This window comes from Tardiphaga robiniae (assembly GCF_001618955.1).
In the GTDB taxonomy this organism is placed as follows: domain Bacteria; phylum Pseudomonadota; class Alphaproteobacteria; order Rhizobiales; family Xanthobacteraceae; genus Tardiphaga; species Tardiphaga robiniae_A.
On the sequence record NZ_LVYV01000002.1, the window covers coordinates 111,353 to 136,944 of the forward strand.

At 61.8% G+C, this 25,592-nt stretch carries 23 protein-coding genes; 16 read left to right on the plus strand and 7 right to left on the minus strand.

Going from position 1 to position 25,592, the window contains the following annotated elements; translation table 11 throughout:
- Positions 1-48 precede the first annotated feature (48 nt).
- From A4A58_RS06090 to A4A58_RS06100, 3 genes are all read right to left on the minus strand, one after another.
- Positions 49-2,064 (minus strand): DUF1217 domain-containing protein, encoded by a 2,016-nt coding sequence (locus A4A58_RS06090; protein ID WP_068730569.1) that lies wholly within the window; start codon positions 2,062-2,064, stop codon positions 49-51.
- A 110-nt stretch (positions 2,065-2,174) separates the two neighbouring features.
- Complete coding sequence (locus A4A58_RS06095; protein ID WP_068730570.1) at positions 2,175-3,359, minus strand: DUF2865 domain-containing protein; 1,185 nt, start codon at positions 3,357-3,359, stop codon at positions 2,175-2,177.
- A 230-nt stretch (positions 3,360-3,589) separates the two neighbouring features.
- Positions 3,590-3,895: a hypothetical protein gene (locus A4A58_RS06100; protein ID WP_068730571.1), complete on the minus strand. Its 306-nt coding sequence runs from the start codon at positions 3,893-3,895 to the stop codon at positions 3,590-3,592.
- 302 nt (positions 3,896-4,197) lie between these two features.
- Here A4A58_RS06100 and cysS point away from each other — a divergent pair, with 302 nt between their 5' ends.
- The 3 genes from cysS (at position 4,198) to A4A58_RS06115 (ending at position 6,626) form a co-directional block, all read left to right on the plus strand.
- Positions 4,198-5,592: a cysteine--tRNA ligase gene (gene cysS, locus A4A58_RS06105; protein WP_068730572.1), complete on the plus strand. Its 1,395-nt coding sequence runs from the start codon at positions 4,198-4,200 to the stop codon at positions 5,590-5,592.
- 115 nt (positions 5,593-5,707) lie between these two features.
- Complete coding sequence (locus A4A58_RS06110) at positions 5,708-6,202, plus strand: GNAT family N-acetyltransferase (protein ID WP_068730573.1); 495 nt, start codon at positions 5,708-5,710, stop codon at positions 6,200-6,202.
- Positions 6,203-6,233: 31 nt separating this feature from the next.
- On the plus strand, positions 6,234-6,626 hold the full coding sequence (locus tag A4A58_RS06115; protein WP_068730574.1) for a VOC family protein: 393 nt from the start codon (positions 6,234-6,236) through the stop codon (positions 6,624-6,626).
- A gap of 6 nt (positions 6,627-6,632) precedes the next feature.
- Here A4A58_RS06115 and A4A58_RS06120 read toward each other — a convergent pair whose 3' ends face one another.
- Entirely contained in the window at positions 6,633-7,238 is a 606-nt protein-coding gene (locus A4A58_RS06120; protein ID WP_068730730.1) for a TIGR00730 family Rossman fold protein, read from the minus strand.
- Between the two features lie 209 nt (positions 7,239-7,447).
- Between A4A58_RS06120 and A4A58_RS06125 the strand changes: the two genes are divergently transcribed.
- From A4A58_RS06125 to A4A58_RS06185, 13 genes are all read left to right on the plus strand, one after another.
- Positions 7,448-9,403: an ABCB family ABC transporter ATP-binding protein/permease gene (locus A4A58_RS06125; protein WP_068730575.1), complete on the plus strand. Its 1,956-nt coding sequence runs from the start codon at positions 7,448-7,450 to the stop codon at positions 9,401-9,403.
- 95 nt (positions 9,404-9,498) lie between these two features.
- Positions 9,499-9,921 (plus strand): endonuclease domain-containing protein, encoded by a 423-nt coding sequence (locus A4A58_RS06130; RefSeq protein ID WP_068730576.1) that lies wholly within the window; start codon positions 9,499-9,501, stop codon positions 9,919-9,921.
- Between the two features lie 6 nt (positions 9,922-9,927).
- The gene (locus A4A58_RS06135) at positions 9,928-10,626 is read left to right on the plus strand and encodes a phosphatidylserine decarboxylase (protein WP_068730577.1); all 699 of its coding nucleotides are present in this window, start codon (positions 9,928-9,930) and stop codon (positions 10,624-10,626) included.
- 124 nt (positions 10,627-10,750) lie between these two features.
- Positions 10,751-11,626, plus strand: coding sequence for a CDP-diacylglycerol--serine O-phosphatidyltransferase (gene pssA, locus A4A58_RS06140; RefSeq protein ID WP_068730578.1), 876 nt, complete (start codon positions 10,751-10,753; stop codon positions 11,624-11,626).
- Positions 11,627-11,807: 181 nt separating this feature from the next.
- Positions 11,808-12,527 carry an RraA family protein gene (locus A4A58_RS06145; protein WP_068730579.1) on the plus strand — a complete coding sequence of 240 codons (720 nt, stop codon included), beginning with the start codon at positions 11,808-11,810 and terminating at the stop codon, positions 12,525-12,527.
- A gap of 132 nt (positions 12,528-12,659) precedes the next feature.
- Positions 12,660-13,406: a class I SAM-dependent methyltransferase gene (locus A4A58_RS06150; protein ID WP_139069789.1), complete on the plus strand. Its 747-nt coding sequence runs from the start codon at positions 12,660-12,662 to the stop codon at positions 13,404-13,406.
- 216 nt (positions 13,407-13,622) lie between these two features.
- Positions 13,623-14,396 carry a motility protein A gene (locus tag A4A58_RS06155; RefSeq protein ID WP_068730581.1) on the plus strand — a complete coding sequence of 258 codons (774 nt, stop codon included), beginning with the start codon at positions 13,623-13,625 and terminating at the stop codon, positions 14,394-14,396.
- Between the two features lie 30 nt (positions 14,397-14,426).
- Complete coding sequence (locus tag A4A58_RS06160) at positions 14,427-15,251, plus strand: OmpA/MotB family protein (protein ID WP_068730582.1); 825 nt, start codon at positions 14,427-14,429, stop codon at positions 15,249-15,251.
- A gap of 150 nt (positions 15,252-15,401) precedes the next feature.
- On the plus strand, positions 15,402-17,303 hold the full coding sequence (locus A4A58_RS06165) for a potassium transporter Kup (RefSeq protein ID WP_068730583.1): 1,902 nt from the start codon (positions 15,402-15,404) through the stop codon (positions 17,301-17,303).
- A 127-nt stretch (positions 17,304-17,430) separates the two neighbouring features.
- On the plus strand, positions 17,431-19,353 hold the full coding sequence (locus A4A58_RS06170) for a potassium transporter Kup (protein WP_068730584.1): 1,923 nt from the start codon (positions 17,431-17,433) through the stop codon (positions 19,351-19,353).
- A 169-nt stretch (positions 19,354-19,522) separates the two neighbouring features.
- Positions 19,523-19,855, plus strand: coding sequence for a rhodanese-like domain-containing protein (locus tag A4A58_RS06175; protein ID WP_068730731.1), 333 nt, complete (start codon positions 19,523-19,525; stop codon positions 19,853-19,855).
- A 7-nt stretch (positions 19,856-19,862) separates the two neighbouring features.
- Positions 19,863-21,017: an aminotransferase gene (locus A4A58_RS06180; protein ID WP_068730585.1), complete on the plus strand. Its 1,155-nt coding sequence runs from the start codon at positions 19,863-19,865 to the stop codon at positions 21,015-21,017.
- A 13-nt stretch (positions 21,018-21,030) separates the two neighbouring features.
- Positions 21,031-22,137, plus strand: a complete 1,107-nt coding sequence (locus tag A4A58_RS06185; protein WP_068730586.1) for a polyamine ABC transporter substrate-binding protein — start codon at positions 21,031-21,033, stop codon at positions 22,135-22,137.
- Between the two features lie 3 nt (positions 22,138-22,140).
- Here A4A58_RS06185 and A4A58_RS06190 read toward each other — a convergent pair whose 3' ends face one another.
- The 3 genes from A4A58_RS06190 to A4A58_RS06200 all read right to left on the minus strand — a co-directional run bounded on the left by A4A58_RS06190 (position 22,141) and on the right by A4A58_RS06200 (position 25,482).
- Positions 22,141-23,076, minus strand: a complete 936-nt coding sequence (locus tag A4A58_RS06190) for a lipid A biosynthesis lauroyl acyltransferase (RefSeq protein ID WP_068730587.1) — start codon at positions 23,074-23,076, stop codon at positions 22,141-22,143.
- Positions 23,076-24,098, minus strand: coding sequence for a zinc-binding dehydrogenase (locus tag A4A58_RS06195; RefSeq protein WP_068730588.1), 1,023 nt, complete (start codon positions 24,096-24,098; stop codon positions 23,076-23,078). Before A4A58_RS06195 ends, A4A58_RS06190 begins: the two co-directional genes overlap by 1 nt.
- Before the next feature lie 103 nt (positions 24,099-24,201).
- Positions 24,202-25,482 carry a beta-ketoacyl-ACP synthase gene (locus tag A4A58_RS06200; protein WP_068730589.1) on the minus strand — a complete coding sequence of 427 codons (1,281 nt, stop codon included), beginning with the start codon at positions 25,480-25,482 and terminating at the stop codon, positions 24,202-24,204.
- Positions 25,483-25,592 lie beyond the last annotated feature (110 nt).

Genomic DNA, 25,592 nt, shown 5'->3' on the forward strand with positions numbered 1-25,592 from the left:
ATCCCGTCACCGCGCCGTTTTGGCCACCGCCGCAAAAGGTCGATTGGCTCAAAGGCCACCGCGTTGAAACAGGGTAACGACGGATGAGGATGCGGCGCTGGTGTCGTTCTTGATGTCATACAGCGCCGAGAAACGGTTCAGCAGTTTGGCCAGCTTGGCGGGATCGGCGAGGTCCTTCAGATTGAGGTGTTTCTCCACCACCTTGGCCTGCTGATCGATATCCATCGCGCCCACCTCGTCCGGCAGGCTGAAGATGGTGCGGAACACTTCCGCCAGCGCCTTGTCCGCAAGCAGGTCATAGGCCGAGGTGATGCTCGGCGCCTTGCGCTCGAAGTAGAGCGCGAGCCGCACGCCGGGATTGCTTTCGCCCTGCTGCGTCTCCAGCGTCTGCTGCAGATATTTGTGCTGGGTTTCCATGAACTGGTCGCGGGTCTGCGGCCCGAATTTCGGTAGCCGCGCGATCTCGCCGTCGTCGTCGAAATTGAACGAGGCCACCAGCTCCGCGAAACGCGGATCCTTCTGCGTGTTGACGAAGCTCTTGGGGTCGTTCAGGTCGGAATCGAACATCTTGCGCAGATCGGCGGTGGTCACCTTGGCGGGGTCGAGGTCCTTGGCGACGAGCGCGATGTCGATGAGCTTCCTGTCGGCAAGCAGGTCCTTAACGCTCTCGATATTGGCGATGTTCTTCTGATAATAGACCGCGTCCTTGTCGGCCGCCTTGCGCAGCTCGGCCTGTTCCTTGTCCTTCGTGAAGCGGGTCTTGGCGATGATGTAGTCCTTCATCACCAGGGTGACTTCCGCCGCGTCCTGCGCCACGACAGGCGTCGTGATATGTCCGCTGCTGTCGAAATTGAATGCCCGAGCGAGCTGAACGTATCGGTCGTCGTGCAGCTTGTTCACGTAGCTCGTCGCATCGTCCGGATCGCTTTTGAGCACGTTCTTGATGATTGTCGGCGACACCTCTTCGGGATCGAGGCCAAATGCTTTCAGAGCAAAATTATAGACGTTTGGCGTCTTGAGAAAGGCATCGACCGTAGTCACATTGGCGATGCCCGCGCGATACTGCTTGATCAGCGATGCCGCGTAATTTTCATCCGCTGCGAGATAGGCCGCGCCCTGGCTGTTGACATATTTGGTATGGGTGTCGCTCAGCTGCGCGGCTGTCTGGGCAGACGTTCCGGTGGGCAATGTGCCGTCGGGCGAGAACTCGAAAGCGCCGGCAAGCGCCACATAGCTGTCGATCGTCTCGAGTGCATCCTTATAGCTGAGGATGCTGACCTCATTCATCGATCCGCGCGTGCGCTCCAGATCGATCTTCCGGCGCAGATCGGCCATATCGGCGCCCGGCTGTTTCAATGCCGCCATGTATGTGTCGATCTTGCCGGCGGCATCGAGCATCGCTGCCTGGGCCTTGGTGATATTCGCATTGATGTCGTCCTTCTGCGACACCCAAACGGAATTGACATAGCTGTTCGGATCGGACGGATCGCTGCTCAGCACCTTGCTGATCGTGTCGTGGGACCAGCGATTCTTGTCGATGCCGAAGGCCGAGAAAACATAATCGCGCAGCTTGTCGTCGGCGAGCAGGTCATTGACGTTGGTGATTTTTCCGATCGCGAGATTGTAGTAGTTCTTGTTCGCGTCGATAGCATCGACCCCGCGCTTCGCTACGGCCGTGTACAGACCGATCATGTCGTCGGTCTGGTTCTCGGACTGGGCAGCGTTGGTGCTGCTGCCGGTGGTCCCGAAGGGGAAGGCCGCCGCGAAATCCCGGTAGCGCTTGTCGCTCAGCTTGTTGGCGAAACTGTTGGCGTCGGAGAGATCGCTTTCCAGCACCTTGCGCAGGAAGGCCTTGGCATAGGCCATGTCCTCCAGACCATAGGCCGTCGTTGCATAGGTATAGAGCCGATAGTCGTTCAGGAGATCATCGACGGTTTTCACCTTGCCGATGTTCTCTTTGTAATAGGCCGTATCCCGGGAGACGGTGGCCTGTTGCGAGACCCGCGTCAGCGATTGGGTGAGATTGCGGGAGACGATATTATAGTTGAGATAAGTCGAGACCATCCGAACACCCTCGCGGTTTGGCGTGAGCCTACCGTTCGGAGGTTGTCCGAAGCTGGACGCAAGAGCTGCGTGCCGTCCTCGCCCCGCCTGGCCGGGCGAGGACACGAGGCTTAACGCGGCGCGTTGTTCGGCAGGAATTGCGGGCCGACGGTCCGGATCTGGCCAGGAGCGGACGGTGTCGCCGGTTGCGCGGGAGCCGCCGCTGCAGGCGCCTCCGGTGTTGCGCCCTTCTTCAAGGCGGCAGGCGTGCCCTTTTGCGGCTGCGACATCCGCTTGGCACGTTCCTCGGTGACGATGATGTCGCCATTCTCCGCTGCCGATTTGTCGTCGACATTCTTCAACGCCTCGGACCAGGTCTGGCCCTGCGCCTTGCAGGAGCACGACGGATTGAATTCGGTGCGATACTTGAAAGCGTTCGGCGACGACGAATAGGGCTGTCCCGAAACCGAGACGGCCGAGTTCATGTCCTCGCCGGGATTGCGATAGGTGAACAGGTTGGCGTCGGAGGCCGGGCAGAGATTCTTGCAGGTCCGCTCGTCATCGCCGAAACGCGCCGGGATCGTCGCGAACGAGATCGGGAAATAGAAGCCGTCGCAGGTCCGCACGCAGACGGTGCGATAGGTGCCCGACGGAACGGGGGTCATATTGCCGTCCAGCGGCGGCGCGCCGGGGCTCGGCTCATTGTTACCGAACAGGTTGCTCAGGAAACCGCCGGGGCCCGAGTTCTGCGGCGCGGCGCGCTGCGCAGCGGCGGCGTATTGCGGGCCGCAATTGTTCTGCGCGAGGGCCAGCAGCACCGAGCGGCGCTGGGTATCACGGTCCGAACTGCCGGGCGTGCCGACGCGCAGGCGTTCGAGATTGCTGGTGATCTGATCCAGATTGCCGCGCATCTGCTGGATCTGGGTGTTGACCGGACCGCATTGCTGCGACTGGCCATTGAACAGCGAGAAGAAGCCGGAACTGTCGCAGCCCATCCGCTTGGCCTGCGCCGAGACGCGGTCGAGCTCGCTCTGCTGCTTGGACGCGGCGTCCTCATAGCGACGAAGCTGTTCGGCGCGCGCAGGATCGAGGCCGTTGCCGCGATCGATGGTCGCAAGCTGCGCCTCGAGGCGACCGCACATCGGATTGGCAGAGCCCTGCTGCTGCGCCTGGCTTGGCGGATAGACCTGCTGCGCGGGATAGGCCGGCGGCGGTCCGTTCTGCGCCGATGCAGGAGTGCCTAGCGACAGCGCACCAACCAGTGCGGCACCAACGAAAGCCCAGCGAGAAAGGGAAGCAGTCACAGTGTCAGACATATCCGGCCAATGCGCGAGTCAGAAGCGAGCGAGACAGAAACAAGCGGGGTGGTGCGGCATCGCGCGTCGATACCGCCGCCAACCTCTCGCTGACGTTGCCAGACGCGCGCGATGAAAATGCGGCGGCGAACGGGGCTTTCCATAGCTGCTTCTCGCGGCAGGGTCACGTCGTTTCCGGGGCCTCACTGTGGCCGCAAGCGTGACGCAAGAACGTCGCAAGCTGGGGGATGTCAGCGCTGGCAGGTAATCGCGACGAATTCATCGCATTTGCCGTGATGGCAGGCGCCGCCTGACGTGGGGACCGAACCGGTCACTTCATCGGGATCGACGCGGCGATAGGCGACGGCCTGGTCGAAGGCGCGCGATTTGCAATAGGACAGGGCTGCATGCGCGCCGCACTTCTCGCCGCGGGCGAGGCACTGGTCGATGCCGTAACCGTCAGACTGGTTGGCGATGATGAAGACGCGGGAATCGGCAAAGGCCGAGGAAGCGGCCAGAACAAATGCCGCCGTCAGAACGACTGAAATGGATTTCATAACTCACCGAATGAATGAGGAAATTCGCCCTCATTCGATACGCCCCAAAGATTAATAATCATTAACCATGGGCGGCGTAGCGATGGATTGAGGCCGAAATCAGCCGTTTACGACATAGTTCCACACCCTTGACGGGCCACCTGGGGTTGCCCCATGGTGCCTCGATGAACGGTTCTCTCGCCATTTGTGGCATTTGCCGCGAGATTAAGAGCTAGCGATTCGCTGGCTGAGGCCGTCTTTTCTCACACGAGATCAATCTCAAGAGGGATGAGAGGACGCCCGGCCGCAAGGGACGGACATCCATGGAACTGCGCCTTTACGACACTCTGACCCGCGAGAAGCGCGTCTTCACGCCGATCGATGCCGACAACGTCCGGATGTATGTCTGCGGGCCGACGGTCTACGACTTCGCCCATATCGGCAATGCGCGTCCGGTGATCGTGTTCGACGTGCTGTTCCGGCTGCTGCGGCACGTCTACGGCGCCGACAAGGTCACCTATGTCCGCAACATCACCGACGTGGACGACAAGATCAACGATCGCGCGTTGCGCGATTTCCCCGGGCTGCCGCTGAACGAGGCGATCCGCCGGGTCACCGAAACCACCGCCAATCAGTTTCAGGCCGATGTCGAAGCGCTGGGCTGCCTGTCGCCGACAGTGCAGCCGCGGGCCACGGACTTCGTGCTGCCGCGACCCGACGGCAAGACCGATATGGTGACGCTGATCAGGGAATTGATCACGCGCGGCCACGCCTATGAGGCTGCGGGCGAAGTGTTGTTCGACACCCAGTCGATGGCCGATTACGGCGCACTCTCCGGCCGCAAACTGGAAGACCAGCAGGCCGGTGCGCGCGTTGCCGTCGATGCGCACAAGAAGCACCCGACCGACTTCGTGTTGTGGAAACAATCATCGGCAGAGGAGCCCGGCTGGGACAGCCCATGGGGCAGGGGCCGTCCGGGCTGGCACATCGAGTGCTCGGCGATGGCGGAGGCCTATCTCGGCACGATCTTCGACATTCATGGGGGCGGCCTCGATCTGATCTTCCCGCATCATGAAAACGAAATTGCCCAGTCGCGCTGCGCGCACGGTACGCATGCGATGGCGAATTACTGGATGCACAACGGCTTCCTGCAGGTCGAAGGCGAGAAGATGTCGAAGAGCCTCGGCAATTTCTTCACGATCCGCGAATTGCTGCAAGATTGGCCGGGCGAAGTGCTGCGCCTGAACATGTTGAAGACACACTATCGTTCGCCGATCGACTGGACCGTGAAAGGTTTGGAAGAAAGCGCCAAGACGCTCGATGACTGGTATTGGGTCGCAGCGGATGCAACAGGTGGCGACGTCTCCGACAAGGTGATGGAGCCGATGTTCGACGATCTGAATACGTCGCTGGCTGTTGCGGCGTTACACGGTCTTCGCAACAGTGCGGCGTCAGGCAATGACGGCGATCGCAGCCAGTTTGCAGCGTCACTGCGTGCGCTCGGTTTTCTGTCGGAAACGGCTGCTGCATGGAATGGACGCAAACAACAGGCCAGCGGAATCGATGCAGCAAAGGTCGATGGTTTGATTGCGCATCGTACCGCCGCACGGGCCCGCAAGGACTTCAAGGAGTCCGACCGTATCCGCGACGAACTTGCCGCCATGGGCGTCGTCATCAAGGACTCGAAGGAAGGCACCACCTGGGAGATCGCGCGATGAGCCGACCCGACACACCGTTTCCAAAGCACTGGAAATATTACATTGCGCTGAAGTGGGCGCTGATCATCGGCGCGATCGCGCTGGCGCTGAAGCTGGTGGATTTCTGGTGAGCGCGATGGGCGAGGCGAAACCGGCATTGCGGCCGTTCCTGCCGGATGACACCGCGATTGCGGCTGCGATCTATGTGGCCAGCATCGAGGAATTGACGGGCGACGACTACAGCGAGGCGCAGCAGGAAGCCTGGGCTGCAACGGTCGACGACGAGGTGGCTTTCGGCAAGCGGCTGGCGTCGCAACTCACGCTGATCGCGACGCTGGACGGCGTCCCGGTCGGCTTTGCATCGCTGAAAGGCGCCAACCACATCGACCTGCTTTACGTGCATCCGAATGCGGCCCTCCAGGGTGTGGCATCGCTGCTGATCGATGCGATCGAGAAGCTGGCAGGTGCACGCGGCGCCAAGCTGCTGACCGTCGATGCCAGCGACACCGCCGAGCCCTTCTTCAAGAAACGCGGATATATCCCAACGCAGCGCAACAGCGTGCCGCTGAATGACGAGTGGCTTGCCAACACCACGATGCAGAAGACGCTGGGCGAATCCGGGGCGTCCTGAATCGAATGAAAAAGACAGGGGAGGAAGACCGATGATTGATCACATCTCCATCGCGGTCAGCAATCTCGAACGTGCCGTGCCCTTCTACGAGCGCAGTTTCGCGCCGCTTGGCATGGCCCGGCTGGTAACACGGCCGGCAATGGCTGGGTTCGGCAAGACCTATCCGGAAGTCTGGATTAATCTGCGAGCAGGCATGGCGCCGCTACCGCTTGATAGCGGCGCGCATCTTTGCCTTCGCGCGAAGACGACGGATGAGGTTGATGCGTTTTATGCGGCAGCCATGGTGGCTGGCGGCGTCTCGGAAAGCGCGCCCTCGCTGCGGCCGCATGATCGCGTGCGCTACTATGCGACTTTCATCGCCGATGCCGATGGCAATCGTATCGAGGTGGTGACGTTCCCGAAGGACGACGCCGCCACGTCGTAGCAGGGCTCAGAGCCGCGTCGCGACGTCGGGAGCCAGCTTCTTGGCTTCGTCGGAGGCCAGCGCCGCAGCGGTGCGGAGCCGGGGCAGGATGTCTTCGGCACGGTCGGCCGTCAGCACGTCCAGCGGCAGTGTCGGCCGGATGAAGGCGGTCGAGCGCATGTGTTTGAGCAGCTCGAGCAGCGGCTCCCAGAAGTTATCGATATTGGCCATCAGGATCGGCTTGCTGTGGCGGCCGAGCTGCTGCCAGGTGAGCTGTTCGACCAGCTCTTCCAACGTGCCGATGCCGCCGGGCAGGGCGACGAACGCGTCCGACCGCTCGAACATCAGCCGTTTGCGCTCATGCATGTCGTGGGTGACGATCAGTTCCTGGGCGGCGGTCAGCGCGTTTTCGCGTTTGGTCAGGAATTCCGGGATGATGCCGGTGACCCGTCCGCCATTGTCCAGGACGGACTGGGCCACGGCGCCCATCAGGCCGATGGAGCCGCCGCCATAAACCAGGCCAATGCCTTGCTCGGCCATGATTTTGCCGAGCGTGACCGCTGATTCGACGAAACTGGGATTGGTACCGGGGCCGGAGCCGCAATAGACGCAGATCGTTTTAATTGTGCTCATGGAATCCATGTGGCACTGCGGGATAACAGCGTCAAGACACGGAATGAACGCGATACGGGAAATTCCTGCCCGGGACACCTCTCCGCAGGGAAAAGAATGCTCCGCGAGGGTGCGACGCTCCCGCAAAGCGCCTATATGCGTTCTAATGAAATCGACCTCCATTTTGAGCCGGCCCCGGGCCGCAGCTCCGTTCGTTCCAGGCGCCGTGCATGTCTGATTCCGATCCCGCGCTGAACGACGAGACAGCTCCCAATCCGGCCCATATCGAAGGCGGTACGCTGTTCGGGACGCTTGCGCATCTGTGGCCCTATATCTGGCCGGGCGACCGCGACGACCTGAAGATGCGCGTCGTCTGGTCAATGCTGCTACTGCTGGTCGCCAAGGCGGCCACGCTGACGGTGCCGTTCACCTTTAAATGGGCGATCGATGCGCTGACCGGTGCCGATACGGCTCCCGTCCAGTCCTCGAACTGGACGTTGTGGCTGATCGCATCGCCGGTCGCCATGACCGTCAGCTACGGCGCAATCCGCGTGCTGATGGCGATTTTCACGCAATGGCGCGACGGCATCTTCGCCAAAGTGGCGATGCATGCGGTGCGCAAGCTCGCATATCTCACCTTCGTTCATATGCACGAGCTGTCGCTGCGCTTTCATCTGGAGCGCAAGACCGGGGGCCTGACGCGTGTGCTCGAACGCGGCCGCGCTGGCATCGAAGTCATCGTGCGCATGGTCATCCTGCAACTGGTGCCGACCATCGTCGAGCTGTTGCTGGTGATGGGTGTGCTGCTCTGGCAGTTCGACTGGCGCTATGTGCTGGTCGTGGCGATCACCGTGGTCGTCTACATGTACTATACGTATCTGGCGACCGAGTGGCGCATCGCCATCCGCCGCAACATGAACGAGTCCGATACCGAGGCGAATACCAAGGCGATCGACTCGCTGCTGAACTATGAGACGGTCAAATATTTCAGCGCCGAAACGCGCGAGGCCGAACGCTATGACAAGACCGTCGAGCGTTTCGAGCGCGCCAGTGTCAAGACCTATACGTCGCTGGCCGTGCTCAATACCGGGCAGGCGATCATCTTCACGCTCGGTCTGACATCGACGATGCTGATGTGCGCGGTCGGCGTGCGCAACGGTACCCACACGGTGGGCGATTTCGTCATGATCAACGCCATGATGATCCAGCTCTACCAGCCGCTGAATTTCATGGGCATGGTGTATCGCGAGATCAAGCAGGCGATCATCGACATCGAGAAGATGTTCGGTGTCCTGAACCGCAATCCGGAAGTGAAGGATATTCCAGGAGCCAGGCCGCTGCTGGTGACGTCAGGTGCCGTGCGCTTCGACGATGTACGTTTCGCCTATGACCCGGAGCGGCCGATCCTGAAGGGGCTCTCCTTCGAGGTGCCGGCCGGTAAGACCGTCGCCATCGTCGGCCCGTCGGGCGCCGGCAAGTCGACGATCTCGCGGCTGCTGTTCCGGCTGTACGATGTATCGGGTGGCACGATCTCTATCGATGGCCAGAACATTCGCAATGTCACGCAGGCCTCGCTGCGCCAGTCGATCGGCATGGTCCCGCAGGACACCGTGCTGTTCAACGACACCATCCGCTACAACATCCGCTATGGCCGCTGGGACGCGACGGACGAAGAGGTCGAGGAAGCCGCCCGGATGGCGCAGATCGACTCGTTCATCCGGATGTCGCCGAAGGGCTACGAGACCGAAGTGGGCGAGCGCGGCCTGAAACTCTCTGGCGGCGAGAAGCAGCGCGTGGCCATTGCGCGCACCGTGCTGAAGGGCCCGCCGATCCTGCTGCTCGACGAGGCCACATCTGCGCTCGACAGCCATACCGAGCAGGAGATCCAGGACGCGCTGGAGAAGGTCTCGCAGGGCCGCACCTCGCTGGTGATCGCGCATCGACTGTCCACCATCGTCGGCGCCGACGAGATCATCGTGCTCGATCAGGGCCGGATTGCCGAGCGCGGCACCCATGGCCAGTTGCTGGCCGCAGGCGGTCTTTACGCCAGCATGTGGAACCGGCAGCGTGAGGCCCAGGAGGCCCGTGAGCGGCTGGCCCAGATCGGCGACGATGCCATCGCCCCCAATCGCACCCCGCCGCCGGTCGATGACGACCGGCTGATGACGCCTGACGCGGCGGAGTGATTCTTTCTCTTTCCCTCGCCCCCGAGCGCGGCGAAGCTGCGCTTGGCGGGAGAGGGTGGATCGCCCGCGCTAGCGGGCGAGACGGGAGAGGGGGCATGGCGAGGGATCAGGCCAAAGCTTTGCGCGCCAAGATGACGGATGCCGAGCGGCAGCTCTGGTATCGGCTGCGCGCCCACCGATTTCAGAGCTTCAAATTCAAACGCCAGGTGCCGATTGGGCGATACATCGTTGATTTCGTCTGCCTTGAACGGCGCCTCGTCATTGAGGTCGATGGCGGGCAGCATGCTGACAGCAAACCGGATCAAACCCGAGACCAATGGCTTCAACAACAAGGGTTTCGCGTTCTGCGGTTCTGGAATAATGAGGTGTTCAACAACACGGATGGAGTGTTTGAGGTGATCGTTGAACATCTTGGCCATTCCGCGCCAGCCCCCTCTCCCGGCACGCCGCTTCGCGTCGAGCCACCCTCTCCCGCCTGCGCAGCTTCGCTGCTTGGGGGAGAGGGGAAGAAAGAATAGAGCTTCATGTCCATCGCAAATTCCATCCGTGGCCAGATCCCGCCGATCCACAAGGAAGGCTATCCGTTCATTGGCGCCTTTGCGCTGGCGAGCCTGGTGCTGTTCTGGATCTGGACGCCGCTCGGATGGATCGGCACGGTCCTGACCGTCTGGTGTGCGCTGTTCTTCCGCGATCCGGTGCGCGTGACCCCGACCCGCGAGGGTGTCGTGGTGTCGCCCGCCGACGGGAAAGTGTCGATGGTGCAGCCGGTGCTGCCGCCGGCCGAACTCGGCCTCGGCGACCAGCCGCTGCTGCGCATCTCGGTGTTCATGAGTGTCTTCAACGTTCACGTAAACCGCAGCCCGGTGGCTGGCCGGATCGAGCGCATTGCCTATCGGCCGGGCAAGTTCATCAATGCCGAGCTGGACAAGGCCAGCGAGGACAACGAGCGCAATTCGCTGGTGATTTCGACCCCCGGCGGCCGGATCGGCGTGGTGCAGATCGCCGGCCTCGTGGCGCGCCGGATCGTGTCTTTCGTGCGCGAGGGCCAGACTCTGAGCGCCGGCGAGCGCTTCGGCCTGATCCGTTTCGGCTCCCGGCTGGATATCTATCTGCCGGAAGGCAGCAAGGCGCTGGTGGCCGTGGGGCAGACCGCGATTGCCGGTGAGACCGTGCTGGCCGATTTCAGGATCGGTGATGGCGGCCGCACCTATCGCGTCGATTAACCCGGGTGATAACCTAGGGGTGATAGCCCGCGGGGGGTGATTAACCCCGATTTCCTGCCGCTTTGGGCGGCAGGACGCCACAATGGCGGAGGAGGGTGGGATTTGCTAGGATCACGCCATGCAAATGCCTCCTGACCAGTCTCCCGAGACGCGCCGCCGCCGGTTCCGGACCATTCCGATCCGGATGCTGGTGCCGAACATGATCACGCTGCTGGCGATCTGCGCCGGCCTGACGGCGATCCGCCTGTCCACCGAGGGGCGGATGGAACTCGCGGTTGCGGCCATCGTGTTCGCCGCCGTGCTCGATGGTGTCGACGGCCGTGTCGCCCGCATGATCAAGGGCCAGTCCAAATTCGGCGCCGAACTCGACAGCCTGGCTGACTTCGTCAATTTCGGCGTTGCGCCTGGCCTGATCCTGTATTTCTGGCAGCTCCACGATCTCAGCAATGCTGGCTGGATCGCCGCGATGGTGTTTGCCATCGCCGGCAGTCTGCGGCTGGCGCGTTTCAACGCCACCATGGATGATCCGGACAAGCCGGCCTTCGCGGCCAACTTTTTCACGGGCATGCCGGCGCCGCTGGGCGCGCTCACCGTGATGCTGCCGATCTATCTGGGCTTCCTGGGCATGCCGATGCCGCCGGCCATCCTGACGACCCTCTACACGCTGCTCGTTGGCTTCCTGATGGTGTCGCGGCTGCCGGTCTTCTCCGGCAAGGCCGTGAACATGCGGGTGCCGCGCGAGCTGGTGCTGCCGGTGTTCGTCGGCGTCGTGCTCTTCATCGCGCTGCTGATCGGCTACCCTTGGCACATCCTGTCGGCGCTCTCGATCATGTATCTGCTCAGCCTGCCGCTGGGCTGGAAATCGTATCGCGATCAGGAACGCGCGCTCGCCGCGCAGTCGGTGGTCCCTGTCGATCCGGCGGCGCCCAATGCATCGACGCCCTATACGCCGGGTGCACCTGAGATCGCACCGGATGATCGGCCCGCACGCCTGAACTAAGCTGTCGTCCCGGCGAATGCCGGGACCCATAACCACGGTCAGCGTGGTTATGGCGTTGCGGTGGCCGCATTGCTGTCGCACATTCTCCAGCGTGTATGGGTCCCGGCGTTCGCCGGGACGACACCGAGAGTGCGACGTCCCGCGAAGACGGGATGCGACAATCAAACCGAGGAGAAGCGCCGTGACGAATTCCGCGACCGGTCCGCCGCCTGCATCCGTTCTGGAAGCACTGGGCCGCTACGACACGCCGACCATCTGCAATGCGATGGAGATCGTCGCCCCCGAGCGCCGGTTGATCGGCTACACCACGCGTCCGCTGGTTTGTCCGTTTCCGAATCTGCCGCCCATCGTCGGCTATGCGCGCACCGCGACCATTCGCTCGACCATGGCGTCCGGTCTGCCTGCCGCGGAGCAGAAGGCGCGGCGGCTCGCTTACTACGAATATGTCGGCACGGGGATCGGTCCGCGCATCAGCGTGATCCAGGATATTGACGGGCCCGACGCGGGCTATGGCGCGTTCTGGGGCGAGGTGAACAGCGCCGTGCACAGGGCGCTCGGTTGCCTCGGTGTGGTCACCGACGGCTCGATCCGTGATATCCCGCAATGGGCGCCGGACTTCCAGGCGCTCGCTGGCACGATCGGTCCGTCGCATGCGCATGTGCATGTGAGCGAGTTCGGCAACGAAATACGCGTGGCCGGTATGAGTGTTCGTTCGGATGATCTGATCCATGCCGATCAGCACGGCGCGGTTGTGATCCCGCTCGATGTCGCCGCGAAACTGCCGGAAGCGGCAGAGCTGTGCGGCCGGCGGGAGACACCCATTCTCGATATCGCGCGCAGTCCGTCATTCACGCTCGAGAAGCTGAAAGAGGCGATGGCGCGCTCGTCGGAAATACACTGAAATGTAGGGCTATTAAGACTAACGATAAAGGTTAGATGCCGATCATACCGAACCAGCTCCGGTTGCTTGCGCGGCCGGAGGGCTTCGGGCTAACTGCCGGTTCCGCCGTTGAGACGGGCATTGGAGACGGTATTGCCTCAGACCAAGGATATGAAGAAAGCTTGGAATGAGCGCGCAAATCGTGACCCGTTCTTTTACGTCGAGACCGAGCTGTGGGATCACGATCCCGAAAAATTCTTCGCACTCGGTCGCGAACGCGCGACGCTGCTGATCGATCCTGTTCTCGCAAAATATGCAGTTGATCCCGTCGGCAAGACGGCGGTCGATATCGGCTGCGGCGTCGGACGTTTCACGCAGGCGCTTGGCCGGCGTTTCAGCAGGGCTGTCGGCATCGATGTGTCCGACGTCATGGTGGAAAAGGCCAAGGCGGCGGCAGCGGCGTTCAGCAATCTCGACTTCGTCGCAGGCAATGGCGTCGTGTTTCCGTGTGCGTCCGAGACCGCGGACTTCGTGTGGTCATATGAGGTCTTTCAGCACATGCCGTCGCATGACGTCGTGAAGGCCAATCTGGTCGAGGTTGCCCGCATCCTGCGTCCATCCGCGCTCGGGCTCATTCACTTCCGAACGGCGCATGAGTATCCGACGATCCTCTGGCATATTGCCAAATTCGTCCCGACACCTGTCATCCAGAGGATCAAGGCGCTGCTCGGCAAGGATCCGCTGACGGCGGATACGTCGTGGCGCGGTGCAAAGCCCTTGCCGAAGGACACGATCGCGGACTTCTGCGTGGCTGCCGGCCTCAAGCCGATCGAGTTTCTCGATGACCCGACCCACGCGCCGGGATCACGTACCTTCGTGGTCGTCCGACGCGCTACCTGACGCGCCATCGTCGACATCAAGAATCCGTCTGCTGCACGAACTCCCAGCATCGTTCCACACGCGTACGCGCGTCATTAATCTGTCGTTAATGAACCGTGAAGCGGTAACGCGTCCTTAATCGCAGTATCGCTAAGGTACCTTCGCGCGGCCTGATCTCGAGGCGTGCCGCCGTCCAGGACGGGCGTCGTTCGATACGTGTATAGCGTCGGAGTTGACATGGATATCACAACACTCGTCGGTTTTGTCGCTGGCATCATTGTGCTGTGTACCCTGGTCCTCATGGGCGGCAGCTTCGGGATGTTCTACGACATCCACGCCGTCATCATCATTTTCGGCGGTTCGTTCGCCGCGACGCTGATCCGCTTTCCGCTCTCGTCCATTCTTCATGGCATTCCTCTCGGCGCCAAATTTGCATTCACGCTGAGCCGCTTGAACGCTCGTGATCTCGTTGACGAACTCGCCCGCATCGCGGAAATCGCGAGGAAGCAGGGACCGGTCGGACTCGAAAAAGTCGAAACTGATGACGCATTCCTTGCCAAGGGAATCCGCTTCGTTGCCGACGGCTACGACCTTGAATTCATCCGCGACAATCTTGAGCGCGACCGCGACAATTTCCTCATGCATCTCGACGAAGGCTCGAAGATCTACCGCGCCATCGGCGATTGCGCCCCGGCCTTCGGCATGATCGGCACGCTGCTGGGCATGGTGCAGATGTTCTCGAACATGTCCGATCCGTCCAAGCTCGGACCGTTCATGGCTGTCGCGCTGCTCGCTACATTGTACGGCGCTATCGTCGGCAACCTGATCTGTTTGCCGATCGCCGACAAACTGCACGTCAAGGTACTCGATGAGGAGACCAACCGCACACTCATCATCGACGGCATCCTGATGATCCGCGACTCGAAGAGCCCGGCGCTGGTGCGCGAAATGCTGCTGGCCTATCTGCCCGAGAAGCACCGCCATGACGAAAGTGAGCCGGTCCCAGCGTAACACACTGGAGGCAGGCTCGGAGCACGTCCGATGGCGAAGAAAAAACGCGGAGAAGCACACGGCGGCCATGGCTGGTTCGTGACCTTCGCCGACCTGATGGCGCTGCTGCTCAGCTACTTCGTCATGCTCGTCGCGTTCTCCAGCCCTGATGGTGCGAAGCTCAAGATCGTTGCCGGCTCGGTCCGCGAAGCATTCGGCGTGCAATCCGATGCGCGTTATTCGGGCGTGATCGAATCCGATGGTCTGCCGACGCGCGGCCAGACGAAGAACAAGGATCATGTGTCGCCGGACGATGCGTCGAACATCACCAGTCCGAGCGAGAAGGGCGGCCGTCCCGCGGGCGCCAAGCTGAAGATGGACCGCGAATTCGCGCTCGCTTCGGCATCACTGCGGCAGGCGCTGCAGGACATGCCGGAGATCAACGAGATCTCCAAGAACATCATGTTCGAGGAAACCAAGCAGGGCCTCAATCTGGAAATTATCGACCAGAACGGCCGCTCGATGTTTGCTGACGGATCCAAGGTTCCCTATGAGCGCACACGTCTGTTGCTGCAGAAGCTCGCCGGGCCGCTGAAGGCAACACCGCTGCGCGTGGCTATCGTCGGTCACACCGCCGCGGGCTTCGTGCCGGCGCGCAGCGAATACGACGCATTCGATCTGTCGGCCGATCGCGCCAATGTGGTTCGGCAGATTCTGGAACGGGAAGGCCTGCCGTCGTCCCATATCTTCTCGGTGTCGGGCAAGGCAGACAGCCAGCCGCTGTTCCCCGACGATCCGACCATGGCCGCCAACCGGCGGGTGACCATTACGCTGATGCGGGAAGACCCCCCGCTGCCGCCAAACCTCAAGCCGTAAAACAGTCAATTCCTTTTTTTACCGCTCCACCTTGATTTTGCCGCGTCCGGCATACGCGATCGGCGGCAGGATAGGCTAGTGTCGCGGTTGACTGGCATTGCCCGGCACGCCATAGCCGGGTCCGGATTGTCCAGAGGCGTTACGAGCAGAATGGCCGTTACGGAAACAACAGGCGAGGGACCGATCGAAGTTCCGGTTCATACCGGCTTCTGGTCGCTTACGGTCGGCAGTATCGGCGTCGTGTTCGGTGACATCGGAACGTCGCCACTTTACGCGTTCCGCGAGGCGGTACACGGCGCGACTCATGGCGCCCCGGTTACGCCCGTCATCGTGCTCGGCGTGCTCTCGCTGATCCTGTGGGCGCTGTTCATCGTCGTGACAGCTAAATACGTGCTGTTCCTGTTGCGTGCTGACAACAATGGCGAGGGTGGAACGCTGTCGCTGATGGCGCTCGGCCAGCGTGCCTTGGGTCGGCGGAGCTTGCCGCTGATGGTACTGGGCGTGATCGGCGCCTCGATGTTCATCGGCGATTCCATGATTACCCCGGCGATATCGGTGCTCTCGGCGGTGGAAGGCCTCAAGCTCAAGGCACCTGCGCTCGAACCTTATGTCGTGCCGGTCACGGTCGCGATTCTCGTCGTGCTGTTCTCGGTGCAGCGGATTGGCACCGCCAAGGTGGCCTCCGCCTTCGGTCCGGTGATGATCATCTGGTTCACGGCGCTGGCGCTGATGGGCGCCTCGCACATCTTCGATGATCCGACGGTGCTGAAGGCGATCAATCCGTACTATGCCGTGCAGTTCATGCTGACCCACGGGACCATCGGTCTGGTGACCCTGGGCGCAGTCTTCCTCGCCGTGACCGGCGGCGAGGCGCTCTATGCCGATCTCGGCCATTTTGGCCGCAGACCAATTCAATACGGCTGGTTCTTTTTCGTGCTGCCGGCGTTGATGATCAATTATTTCGGGCAGGGCGCGCTCGTGCTGTCGAACCCGGCTGCGATCGAAAATCCGTTCTATCGGATGGCACCGGAATCGATGCTGTTGCCGCTGATCGCGCTGGCGACGGCTGCCACCGTGATCGCGAGCCAGGCGGTGATCACCGGCGCCTATTCATTGGTGCGTCAGGCGGTGCAGCTTGGGCTGCTGCCGCGCTTCGAAGTGCGCTTCACCTCCGAGACCCATGCCGGCCAGATCTATTTGCCTCGGGTCAATCGTCTGCTGCTGATCGGTGTGCTGCTGCTGGTGCTGCTGTTCAAATCGTCGAGTGGTCTGGCCTCGGCCTATGGCATCGCGGTCTCCACCACCATGGTCGCCGATGGCATCATGGGCTTCGTGGTGATCTGGAAGCTGTGGAACTGGAAGGCCGCGACTGCCGCTGCGATCATCGCGCCGCTGGTGTTCGTCGATCTGGCCTTCTTCAGTGCCAATCTCCTGAAACTGCTGGAAGGCGCCTGGGTGCCGTTGCTGTTCGGCGTGCTGATGGCCGGCATGATCTGGACCTGGCGCCGCGGCGCGGCGATCCTGATCACCAAGACGCGCCGTATCGAAGTGCCGCTGCGCGATCTTATCAAGAGCCTGGAAAAGCGCCCCCCGCATATCGTGAAGGGCACCGCGGTGTTTCTCACCAGCGATCCCGAATTCGTGCCGACGGCGCTGCTGCATAATCTGAAGCACAACAAGGTTCTGCACGAACACAATGTGATCCTGACCATCGAGACCGCGCAGACGCCGAAGGTCGATCTGGCCGAACGCGTTCGCATGGAGAATATCAGCGACAAATTCTCGATGGTGAAGCTGCGCTTCGGCTTCATGGAATCGCCAAACGTCCCCAAGGCGCTCGTCGTCGCGCGTAAACTCGGCTGGCAGTTCGACATCATGGCGACGTCGTTCTTCGTGTCGCGGCGCTCGCTGAAGCCGTCGGCGCAATCCGGCATGCCATTGTGGCAGGACCATCTGTTCATTGCGCTCAGCCGTTCGGCGAACGACGCCACCGACTATTTCCAGATTCCGACCGGACGCGTGGTGGAGGTCGGTACTCAGGTGACGATCTAAACTCACCTTTTGTCATGTCCGGTTCCCGTATTTACGCTACAACGGGTGTGATCATCGGGGCCGGGAACGGCCTCGCTGCCCCGCTGTTCAGAGACCTTCCATTCAGAAGTTTTTCGAGGCCATTTCCATGACCAGCGATAGCGCATCTCCCGCCGCGGCATCTCCGGCGGACCCTGCCCATGGGCACTCGACGGCCAGCTTCGGCTCACTCGTCATGGGCAGCATCGGGGTCGTCTATGGCGACATCGGCACCAGCCCGCTTTACGCGCTCCGTGAAGCGCTGGTCGCGGCCGGAGGCCATAAGGCTCCGGGTGTGGACAATGAAGCGATCCTTGGCGTTCTCTCGCTGATCCTGTGGGCCCTGATCATCGTCGTGACGCTCAAATATGTCGTGCTACTGCTGCGCGCCGACAACAACGGCGAGGGTGGCCCGCTGGCCCTGATGGCGCTGGCCCAGCGCGCGATCGGATCGAGCGGGCCGGTGGTGGTGATGCTCGGCATTATCGCCGCGGCGTTGTTCTATGGCGACGCGGTGATCACGCCGGCGCTGTCCGTGCTCTCGGCCATCGAGGGCGTCAAGCTCGTCACCACCACGTTCGATCCCTACGTAGTGCCGATCACCATCGTGATCCTGGTGGCGCTGTTCGCTGTGCAATCGCGCGGCACTGCGAAGGTCGCGACGTTCTTCGGACCGATCATGTGCCTATGGTTCATCGTGATCGCGGTAGCGGCCATTCCGCAGATCGTGAAGCATCCTGAAGTGCTCGCGGCACTCAATCCCGTGCATGCGATCTACTTCATGTTCCATCACGGCATCATCGCCTTCGTGACGTTGGGCGCAGTGTTTCTCGCCGTGACCGGCGCAGAAGCGCTCTATGCCGATCTCGGCCATTTCGGCAAAAAGCCGATCCAGCTGGCCTGGCTGTTTCTGGTACTGCCGTCGCTGGCCATCAACTATTTCGGCCAGGCTGCGCTGGTGATGCATGATCCCACCGCGCTGGAAAATCCGTTCTATCTGATGTTTCCCGACTGGGCGCTGATCCCCATGGTGATCCTCGCGGCGACTGCCACTGTGATTGCGAGTCAGGCCGTGATCACCGGCGCCTATTCGCTGACGCAGCAGGCGATCCAGCTTGGCCTGCTGCCGCGTTTCGAAATCCGGCACACATCGGAGTCGCATTCCGGCCAGATCTACATTCCGCGCGTCAATATGCTGCTGTTCATCGCCGTGATCGTGCTTGTCGTGCTGTTCAAGTCATCGAGCTCGCTGGCCTCGGCCTATGGCATCTCGGTCACCGGCACCATGGTCGTGACTGCGATGATGGGCTTTGTGGTGATCTGGCGCGGCTGGAAGTGGTCGCCGATCGCGGCTGCGGCGCTGATTGTGCCATTTCTGGTGATCGACATCACGTTCCTCACCGCGAACCTCTTGAAGGTGTTCGACGGCGGCTGGGTGCCGCTGGTGATGGGCGGCGTGATCATTCTCATGATGTATACGTGGCGGCGCGGCAGCCGCCTGCTGTTCGAGAAGTCGCGCAAGCTGGAGTTTCCGCTGGCCGATCTCGTGGCCATGCTGGAGAAACGTCCGCCGCAGCGCGTGGCCGGCACGGCGGTATTTCTCACCAGCGATCCGCAGAGCGCGCCGACGGCGCTGATGCATAGTCTGAAACACTACAAAGTGCTTCACGAGAAGAACGTTATTCTCACCATCGAAACCGCACCGACGCCGCGCATCGACCCGAGCGAACGGGTGCGGATGGAAGAGATCAGCGCGACCTTCTCGAAAGTGACACTGCGCTTTGGCTTCATGGAATCGCCAAATGTGCCGAAATCCCTGGCGATTGCGCGCAAGACCGGCTGGCAGTTCGACATCATGTCGACCTCGTTCTTCCTGTCGCGCAGGGCGCTGAAGCCTGCGGCGCATTCCGGCATGCCGCGCTGGCAGGACCATCTGTTCATCGCGCTCAGTCGCACTGCCAATGACGCGACCGACTATTTCCAGATCCCCACGGGGCGGGTGGTCGAAGTGGGCACGCAGGTGACTATTTAAGGCCTGATCCCGAAAAGTGGGTTTGAGGTTTTCGGGCAAGATCAGGCCCGACAATAAGCTCTTCCGGCGCTTGATTTTCGCCGCGCGAGAGGCGACGTTGGCGCCCGAAAACAGGGGCGTTTCCGCCCCTTCGCATTCGCTCCGGACACCGGGGCGGCAGGAGGTTGTGGTGGCAGGCGAAGCTCATACCGTTCACGATTTGACGCCGGAGGAAGTGTCCAAGGGAATCGCCGACGGCAAGTATTTGCTGGTCGACGTACGCGAACCCAACGAGGTCGCGGTCGAGGCCTATCCGGACGCTATCGTGGTGCCGCTGTCGACCTTCGACAGCGCCGATCTGCCTGATCCCGCGGGCAAGCAGATCGTGTTTGCGTGCCGTTCGGGCAAGCGCTCGGTGACCGCCTCGCTGGCCGCCCAAGCCGATGGCCTTGCCTATGACAAGCACCTCGCCGGTGGAATCCTCGGATGGAAGGCCGCAGGCCTGCCGACCAAGGCTGGCTGATCGCTCGATGAACAAGATCTTCTCTGAGCTGCCCGTCACGGTGTTCGAGGCGATGTCGCAACTCGCGCGCGACCATAACGCCATCAATCTCGGGCAGGGTTTTCCCGATCATCCCGGTCCCGACGATATCCGTCAGGCGGCAGCCGATGCGGTGCTGAACGGCTATAACCAGTATCCGTCGATGATGGGCATCCCGGAGCTGCGTCAGGCGATCGCCACGCATTACCAGCATTGGCACAAGCTCTCGCTCGATCCGATGACGGAGGTGATGGTGACCTCCGGCGGTACCGAGGCATTGACGTCGTCGATCCTTGCGGTGGTCGAACCCGGCGACGAAGTCGTGTGTTTCCAGCCGGTCTATGATTCCTATCTGCCGATCATTCGGCAGGCCGGTGGTATTCCCCGTCTGGTCAGCCTCAAGCCGCCGCATTGGCGTCTCACGGAAGAAGATCTCCGCGCGGTCTTCAATCACAAGACCAAGGCTGTGCTGTTCAACAGCCCGCTCAATCCGGCGGCGGTGGTGTCGCCGCGCGAGGATCTCGAACTACTGGCGAAGTTCTGCCAGGAGTTCGATACGATCGCGATCTGCGACGAGGTCTGGGAACATGTGACCTTCGATGGTCACGAGCATATCCCGCTGATCACCATTCCCGGCATGCGCGATCGCACCATCAAGGTCGGCTCCGCCGGCAAGATCTTCTCGCTGACCGGCTGGAAGATCGGCTTCGTCTGCGCCGCGCCGCATCTGCTGCGCGTCTGCGCCAAGGTGCATCAGTTCCTGACCTTCACGACAGCACCCAGCCTGCAGGTTGCTGTCGCTTATGGCCTCGGCAAGTCCGACGAGTACTTCAAGACGATGCGGGCCGACCTCGCGCGCAGCCGCGATCGCCTCGCCGCGGGTCTGGAGAGCATCGGCTTTCCCGTCATCAAGTCGCAGGGCACGTACTTCCTCACCGTCGATCTGTCGCCGCTGGGGCTGAACGAGACCGACGAGGAATTCTGCCGGCGTCTCGTCTACGACTACAAGGTCGCTGCCATTCCGGTGTCGGCCTTCTACGAGCAGGACAAGGTGACGTCGGTGGTGCGCTTCTGTTTCGCCAAGAACGACGCAACGCTCGATACCGCGCTGGAGCGCCTGTCCAACGCTGTTCACCGCCGCTAGGAGTTTGATACGCATGGGCAAGCAGGGGATCGCGTGGGTCGTCGGAGTGGCGCTGCTGTGGTCCTTGCCCGTGCAGGCGCAAGACCAGAAGCAGGAGCGCGTCGTCAACTTCTATAACTGGTCGAACTATATGGCGCCCGGCGTGCTGGAGGCGTTCACCAGGGAGACCGGCATCAAGGTCGTCTACGACACCTTCGACGCCAACGAGACGCTGGAGACGCGGCTCTTGGCCGGCAAGTCCGGTTACGACGTAGTTGTGCCGACGGCGTATTTCCTGCAGCGCCAGATCACCGCAAAAGTGTTCCAGAAGCTCGACAAGGCGAAGCTGCCGAACCTGGCCAATGCCTGGCCGGAAGTGACCAAGCGCCTCGCGATCTACGACCCCGGCAATCAGTTTGCCGCGAACTACATGTGGGGCACCACTGGCATCGGCTACAACGTCAAGCAGGTCGCGAAAATCCTCGGGCCTGACGCGAAAGTCGATAGCTGGGATATCGTCTTCAAGCCGGAGAACCTTGCGAAGTTCAAGGATTGCGGCGTCCATGTGCTGGATTCCGCGGATGACATTCTGCCGGCGGCGTTGAATGCGTTGGGTCTCGATTCTAATTCCACCAAGCAGCCGGATCTCGAAAAGGCGGCCGATCTCGTCGGCAAGATCAGGGGCAATGTCCGCAAGTTTCACTCTTCGGAATATCTGAGCGCGCTGGCGACCGGCGAGATCTGTCTGGTGGTCGGCTGGTCTGGTGACATCATCCAGGCGCGTGCGCGCGCCGAGGAAGCCAAGAACGGCGTCGAGATCGGCTATGCGGTGCCGAAAGAGGGCGCGCAGATGTTCTTCGATAATCTGGCAATCCCGGCCGATGCGAAGAACGTCAATGAGGCCTATGAGCTGATCAACTACCTCTACCGGCCGGATGTCGCAGCGAAGAACTCGGATTTTCTCGGTTATGCCAATGGCAACCTCGCCAGCCAGAAGCTGATCGATCCGAAGATCCTGAACGACAAGACGATCTATCCGGACGAGGCGATGCTGCAGAAGCTGTTCGTCATTACGGCGCGCGATCCGGCGACGCAACGCGTGATAAACCGGCTGTGGACGAAGGTGAAGACGGGGCGCTGAGCGTTATCGCCAGCGCCGATGCAGCCACAGCCACTGCTCCGGATATTCCCGGATCCAGCCTTCCAGCACTGACGTCACCGCCTGCATGGTGCCCTGAACGTCGACCTTGCCATTGGCATCGCGCACCGGTTTCACCTCTTCAGAGACTTCGATTCGGAAACGATGATGGGGCAGGCGGATGATGCGTACGCCGTGGATCGGGCAATCGACCTGGCGCAGCAGTCGCGCCAGCATCGGATTGGCATTGGTTTTGCGGCCGAAGAAATCCACCGGGACGCCATTCGTAAACCACTGATCCACCAGCATGGCGACGTGCTTGCCCTCATTCAGCGCGTGCGCGAGCTTGAGCGGTGCGTCGTGGCTGGCCGGAATGAGGTTGCCCATGTTGATCGCGCGTGTCTGATGAATGGCGCGGTCAGCGGCGGCACTGTTCGGCCGGCGATAGAGCACGGCGGCGTCGAGGCCGTGGGCCACGGCAGCGAGTGCAGGAATCTCCCAATTGCCGAGATGGCTGGCGAAAATCAGTGCCGGCTTGCCGTCGTCGCGCAGCTGATCGAAAATTTCCGCCGTGCGCGCGGAGAATTCGACATTGCTCGGTTTGGTCGGATTTGCCGGGTCGTAGTCCCAGATCTTATCGAGATGCGCGAATTCCGCACCGACGCGCCCCATATTGTCCCAGACACCCGCGAGAATCTTCTCGATCTCTTCCGGTGATTTTTCGGGGAAGGCGGCGGTGAGATTGGCGCGGCCGATCTTGTCTTCGCGAAACAGCGGGCCGATGCGCTGGGTGATCTTGCCGAACCGGTTGGCGGTCTTGACCGGATCGAAATAGCGCGTGGTGCGCAGGATGCCGATCGTCAGTGCGCCGACAGCAGCGTCGCCTGCAGGCTTCAGGGCATCGCGAATGCGGGCCTTGGTGCGAAGCAGCAGGCGGAGCATCAGAAGTGAACGATGATCTTGCCGAACACCTGTCGGGTTTCCATCCGCCTCAGCGCGGTCTCGACATCGCTGATCGGCACTTCGGTATCGATCACCGGCAGCATGCCGTCAGCCATCTTGTCGAGGCTCTCACTGATGTTCTTCATGGTGGCGCCGAACGAACCGAAGATGCGGTACTGCTGCTGGAACAGCTGCATCAGGTTGATCGTCGTGGTCGGACCCGAGGTCGATCCGCAGGTGACCAGACGGCCGCCGCGCTTCATCACCAGCAGCGAACCATTGAACGTGTCAGCGCCGACATGTTCGAACACAACATCGACGCCCTTCTTCTTGGTGATCTTGCGGGTCTCGCCCTCGAAACGATCCTTGCGATAGTTGATGACGTGGTCGGCGCCGAGCGCCTTCACGCCTTCGATCTTGGAATCGTCGCCGACGGTCGTGATGACGGTGCAACCGATCTTCTTCGCCATCATGATGGCGACGGTGCCAATGCCGGAACCGCCGGCATGAACGAGAATGGTCTCGCCGGGCTGCAGCTTCGCATTGTCGAACAGCATGTGCTGCACGGTGGAGAAGGCGATCGGGGCGCAGGCGGCGTCGCGGAAGCTGATGCCGTCAGGGACGGGGATCACGAGGCGCGCCGGCATGTTCATCAGTTCGCGCGAGAAGCCGTCGATGTGGAAGCCGTAGAGACCGCCGACATTCTCGCAGAAATTGTCACGGCCTTCCTGGCAGGCCTTGCAGTGGCCGCAGGTCAGAGCGCCATACATCACGACCTTCTGGCCGGGCTTTACATGGGTGACGCCCTCGCCGACGGCAGCGACTTCGCCCGAGGCTTCGGCGCCGATCGACAGCGGCAGCTTGCGCTTGGCGAAGGCCATGCCGCGGAAGCCCCAGACGTCGATATGGTTCAGGGCGACAGCCTTGACGCGGATCTGCACTTCGCCGGCGGCAGGCGGCGGGGGCGGCGGCACGTCGACCACGACGAGCTCACGATCGGCAACAAGATTGAGCGCACGCATGAACCGCGTCTCCGGCAAGAAAGGTTGATTTCGGATGGCCTGCGTATCGCCGGTTCACGCCATGACGTCAACCGGCGAGGGCGGCCAACGGGGCCGGGGAGCCTTAAACGGGCTCGCCGGTGAGGATCAGCGAGGCATTTTGGCCACCAAAGCCGAAGGAATTCGACATCACGGCCGTCACGCGTGCATCGCGGGCGGTATTGGGAACCACGTCGAACGGAATGGCCGGATCGGGAACATCGTAATTGATCGTCGGCGGGATCCGCTGGTGTTCCAGGGTGAGCAGCGAGAACACCGCCTCGACAGCGCCGGCGGCGGAGAGCGTGTGGCCGACCATGGACTTGTTCGACGAGACCGGAATTTCCTTGGCGCGCTCACCGAACACGCTGGAAATGCCGAGATACTCCATCTTGTCGTTTTCCGGCGTGCCGGTGCCGTGGGCGTTGATGTAGTCGATCTGGTCCGACGTCAGACCGGCATCCACCAGCGCATTGTTCACGCAGCCGATGATCGGCTTGCCGTCCGGGCTGGAGCGGGTGCGGTGGAAGGAGTCCGCGAGCTCGCCGCAACCGGCGACAATGCCGAGGATCTTGGCGCCGCGCGCGGTGGCGGCTTCCAGGCTTTCCAGGACCAGCGCACCGGCGCCTTCGGCCATCACGAAACCATCGCGGTTCTTGGCGAAGGGACGGACAGCTTTCTGCGGCGGGTCGTTATGGGTCGAGAGTGCCGATAGCAGCGAGAAGCGGATCAGCGCTTCCGGGTTCACCGAACCGTCGGTGGCCACGCACAGCGCCGCATCGGCTTCGCCGCGGCGGATCGCTTCGACGCCGAGCTGGATCGCAGTAGCGCCGGAGGCACAAGCGGTTGACAGCGAGATCGGTGAGCCCTTGGTGCCGAACGTGTCCGCGAGATGATCGGCGACCGAGCCGAACAGGAAGCGGCGGTGATACTGAACGAACTTGCCGCCACCGGCGACGCGCAGCAGCGTGTCGTAATTGATGTCGCTATTGGCGCCGGCGGCCTTGGCCAGCACCTGGCGCTGCGGCCACTCGACTTCGACAGGCGCAACCGCGAGGAACAGCGGGCCGGGGAAGTCGCCCTTGCTGCCGATATTGGCCTGCGCGATGGCTTCCTCGGTGACGAGTTCGCCGAGCTTCTCGGAGAGGTCAGTGGAGGAAAACGGCTCGACCGGCACGAAATCGATCGTGCCTGCCATCGTCGTCTTCATGCCGTCGATGGGAAAGCGGGTGATGGTGCGAATGCCGGACTCGCCGGCGGTGAGCTTGGCCCAGTTGTCCTCTTTGCCGGCGCCGAGCGATGTCACGACACCCATGCCTGTGACAACGACGATCGGTCGGCCGAAATTATCGCGCGTTGCAGTCATGCTCTCTCCATCGGCCGCGTCGACCGCTTAACTTGAGCATGATCCCGAAAAGTGGATGCCGGTCGGATAAGATCATGCTCAAACATAAGAAAAATCTAGAGCCCAACGAG

Bases quoted from the DNA above. Each gene is read 5' to 3' on its own strand.
- A4A58_RS06125 (WP_068730575.1), top strand. From the start codon at position 7,448: ATGTCTGATTCCGATCCCGCGCTGAACGACGAGACAGCTCCCAATCCG.
- A4A58_RS06190 (WP_068730587.1), bottom strand. From the start codon at position 23,076: ATGCTCCGCCTGCTGCTTCGCACCAAGGCCCGCATTCGCGATGCCCTG.
- A4A58_RS06095 (WP_068730570.1), bottom strand. From the start codon at position 3,359: ATGTCTGACACTGTGACTGCTTCCCTTTCTCGCTGGGCTTTCGTTGGT.
- A4A58_RS06185 (WP_068730586.1), top strand. From the start codon at position 21,031: ATGGGCAAGCAGGGGATCGCGTGGGTCGTCGGAGTGGCGCTGCTGTGG.
- A4A58_RS06170 (WP_068730584.1), top strand. From the start codon at position 17,431: ATGACCAGCGATAGCGCATCTCCCGCCGCGGCATCTCCGGCGGACCCT.
- A4A58_RS06130 (WP_068730576.1), top strand. From the start codon at position 9,499: ATGGCGAGGGATCAGGCCAAAGCTTTGCGCGCCAAGATGACGGATGCC.
- A4A58_RS06155 (WP_068730581.1), top strand. From the start codon at position 13,623: ATGGATATCACAACACTCGTCGGTTTTGTCGCTGGCATCATTGTGCTG.
- A4A58_RS06160 (WP_068730582.1), top strand. From the start codon at position 14,427: ATGGCGAAGAAAAAACGCGGAGAAGCACACGGCGGCCATGGCTGGTTC.
- pssA (WP_068730578.1), top strand. From the start codon at position 10,751: ATGCCTCCTGACCAGTCTCCCGAGACGCGCCGCCGCCGGTTCCGGACC.
- A4A58_RS06135 (WP_068730577.1), top strand. From the start codon at position 9,928: ATGTCCATCGCAAATTCCATCCGTGGCCAGATCCCGCCGATCCACAAG.
- A4A58_RS06165 (WP_068730583.1), top strand. From the start codon at position 15,402: ATGGCCGTTACGGAAACAACAGGCGAGGGACCGATCGAAGTTCCGGTT.
- A4A58_RS06110 (WP_068730573.1), top strand. From the start codon at position 5,708: ATGGGCGAGGCGAAACCGGCATTGCGGCCGTTCCTGCCGGATGACACC.
- A4A58_RS06195 (WP_068730588.1), bottom strand. From the start codon at position 24,098: ATGCGTGCGCTCAATCTTGTTGCCGATCGTGAGCTCGTCGTGGTCGAC.
- A4A58_RS06100 (WP_068730571.1), bottom strand. From the start codon at position 3,895: ATGAAATCCATTTCAGTCGTTCTGACGGCGGCATTTGTTCTGGCCGCT.
- A4A58_RS06180 (WP_068730585.1), top strand. From the start codon at position 19,863: ATGAACAAGATCTTCTCTGAGCTGCCCGTCACGGTGTTCGAGGCGATG.
- A4A58_RS06115 (WP_068730574.1), top strand. From the start codon at position 6,234: ATGATTGATCACATCTCCATCGCGGTCAGCAATCTCGAACGTGCCGTG.
- A4A58_RS06200 (WP_068730589.1), bottom strand. From the start codon at position 25,482: ATGACTGCAACGCGCGATAATTTCGGCCGACCGATCGTCGTTGTCACA.
- A4A58_RS06090 (WP_068730569.1), bottom strand. From the start codon at position 2,064: ATGGTCTCGACTTATCTCAACTATAATATCGTCTCCCGCAATCTCACC.
- A4A58_RS06120 (WP_068730730.1), bottom strand. From the start codon at position 7,238: ATGAGCACAATTAAAACGATCTGCGTCTATTGCGGCTCCGGCCCCGGT.
- cysS (WP_068730572.1), top strand. From the start codon at position 4,198: ATGGAACTGCGCCTTTACGACACTCTGACCCGCGAGAAGCGCGTCTTC.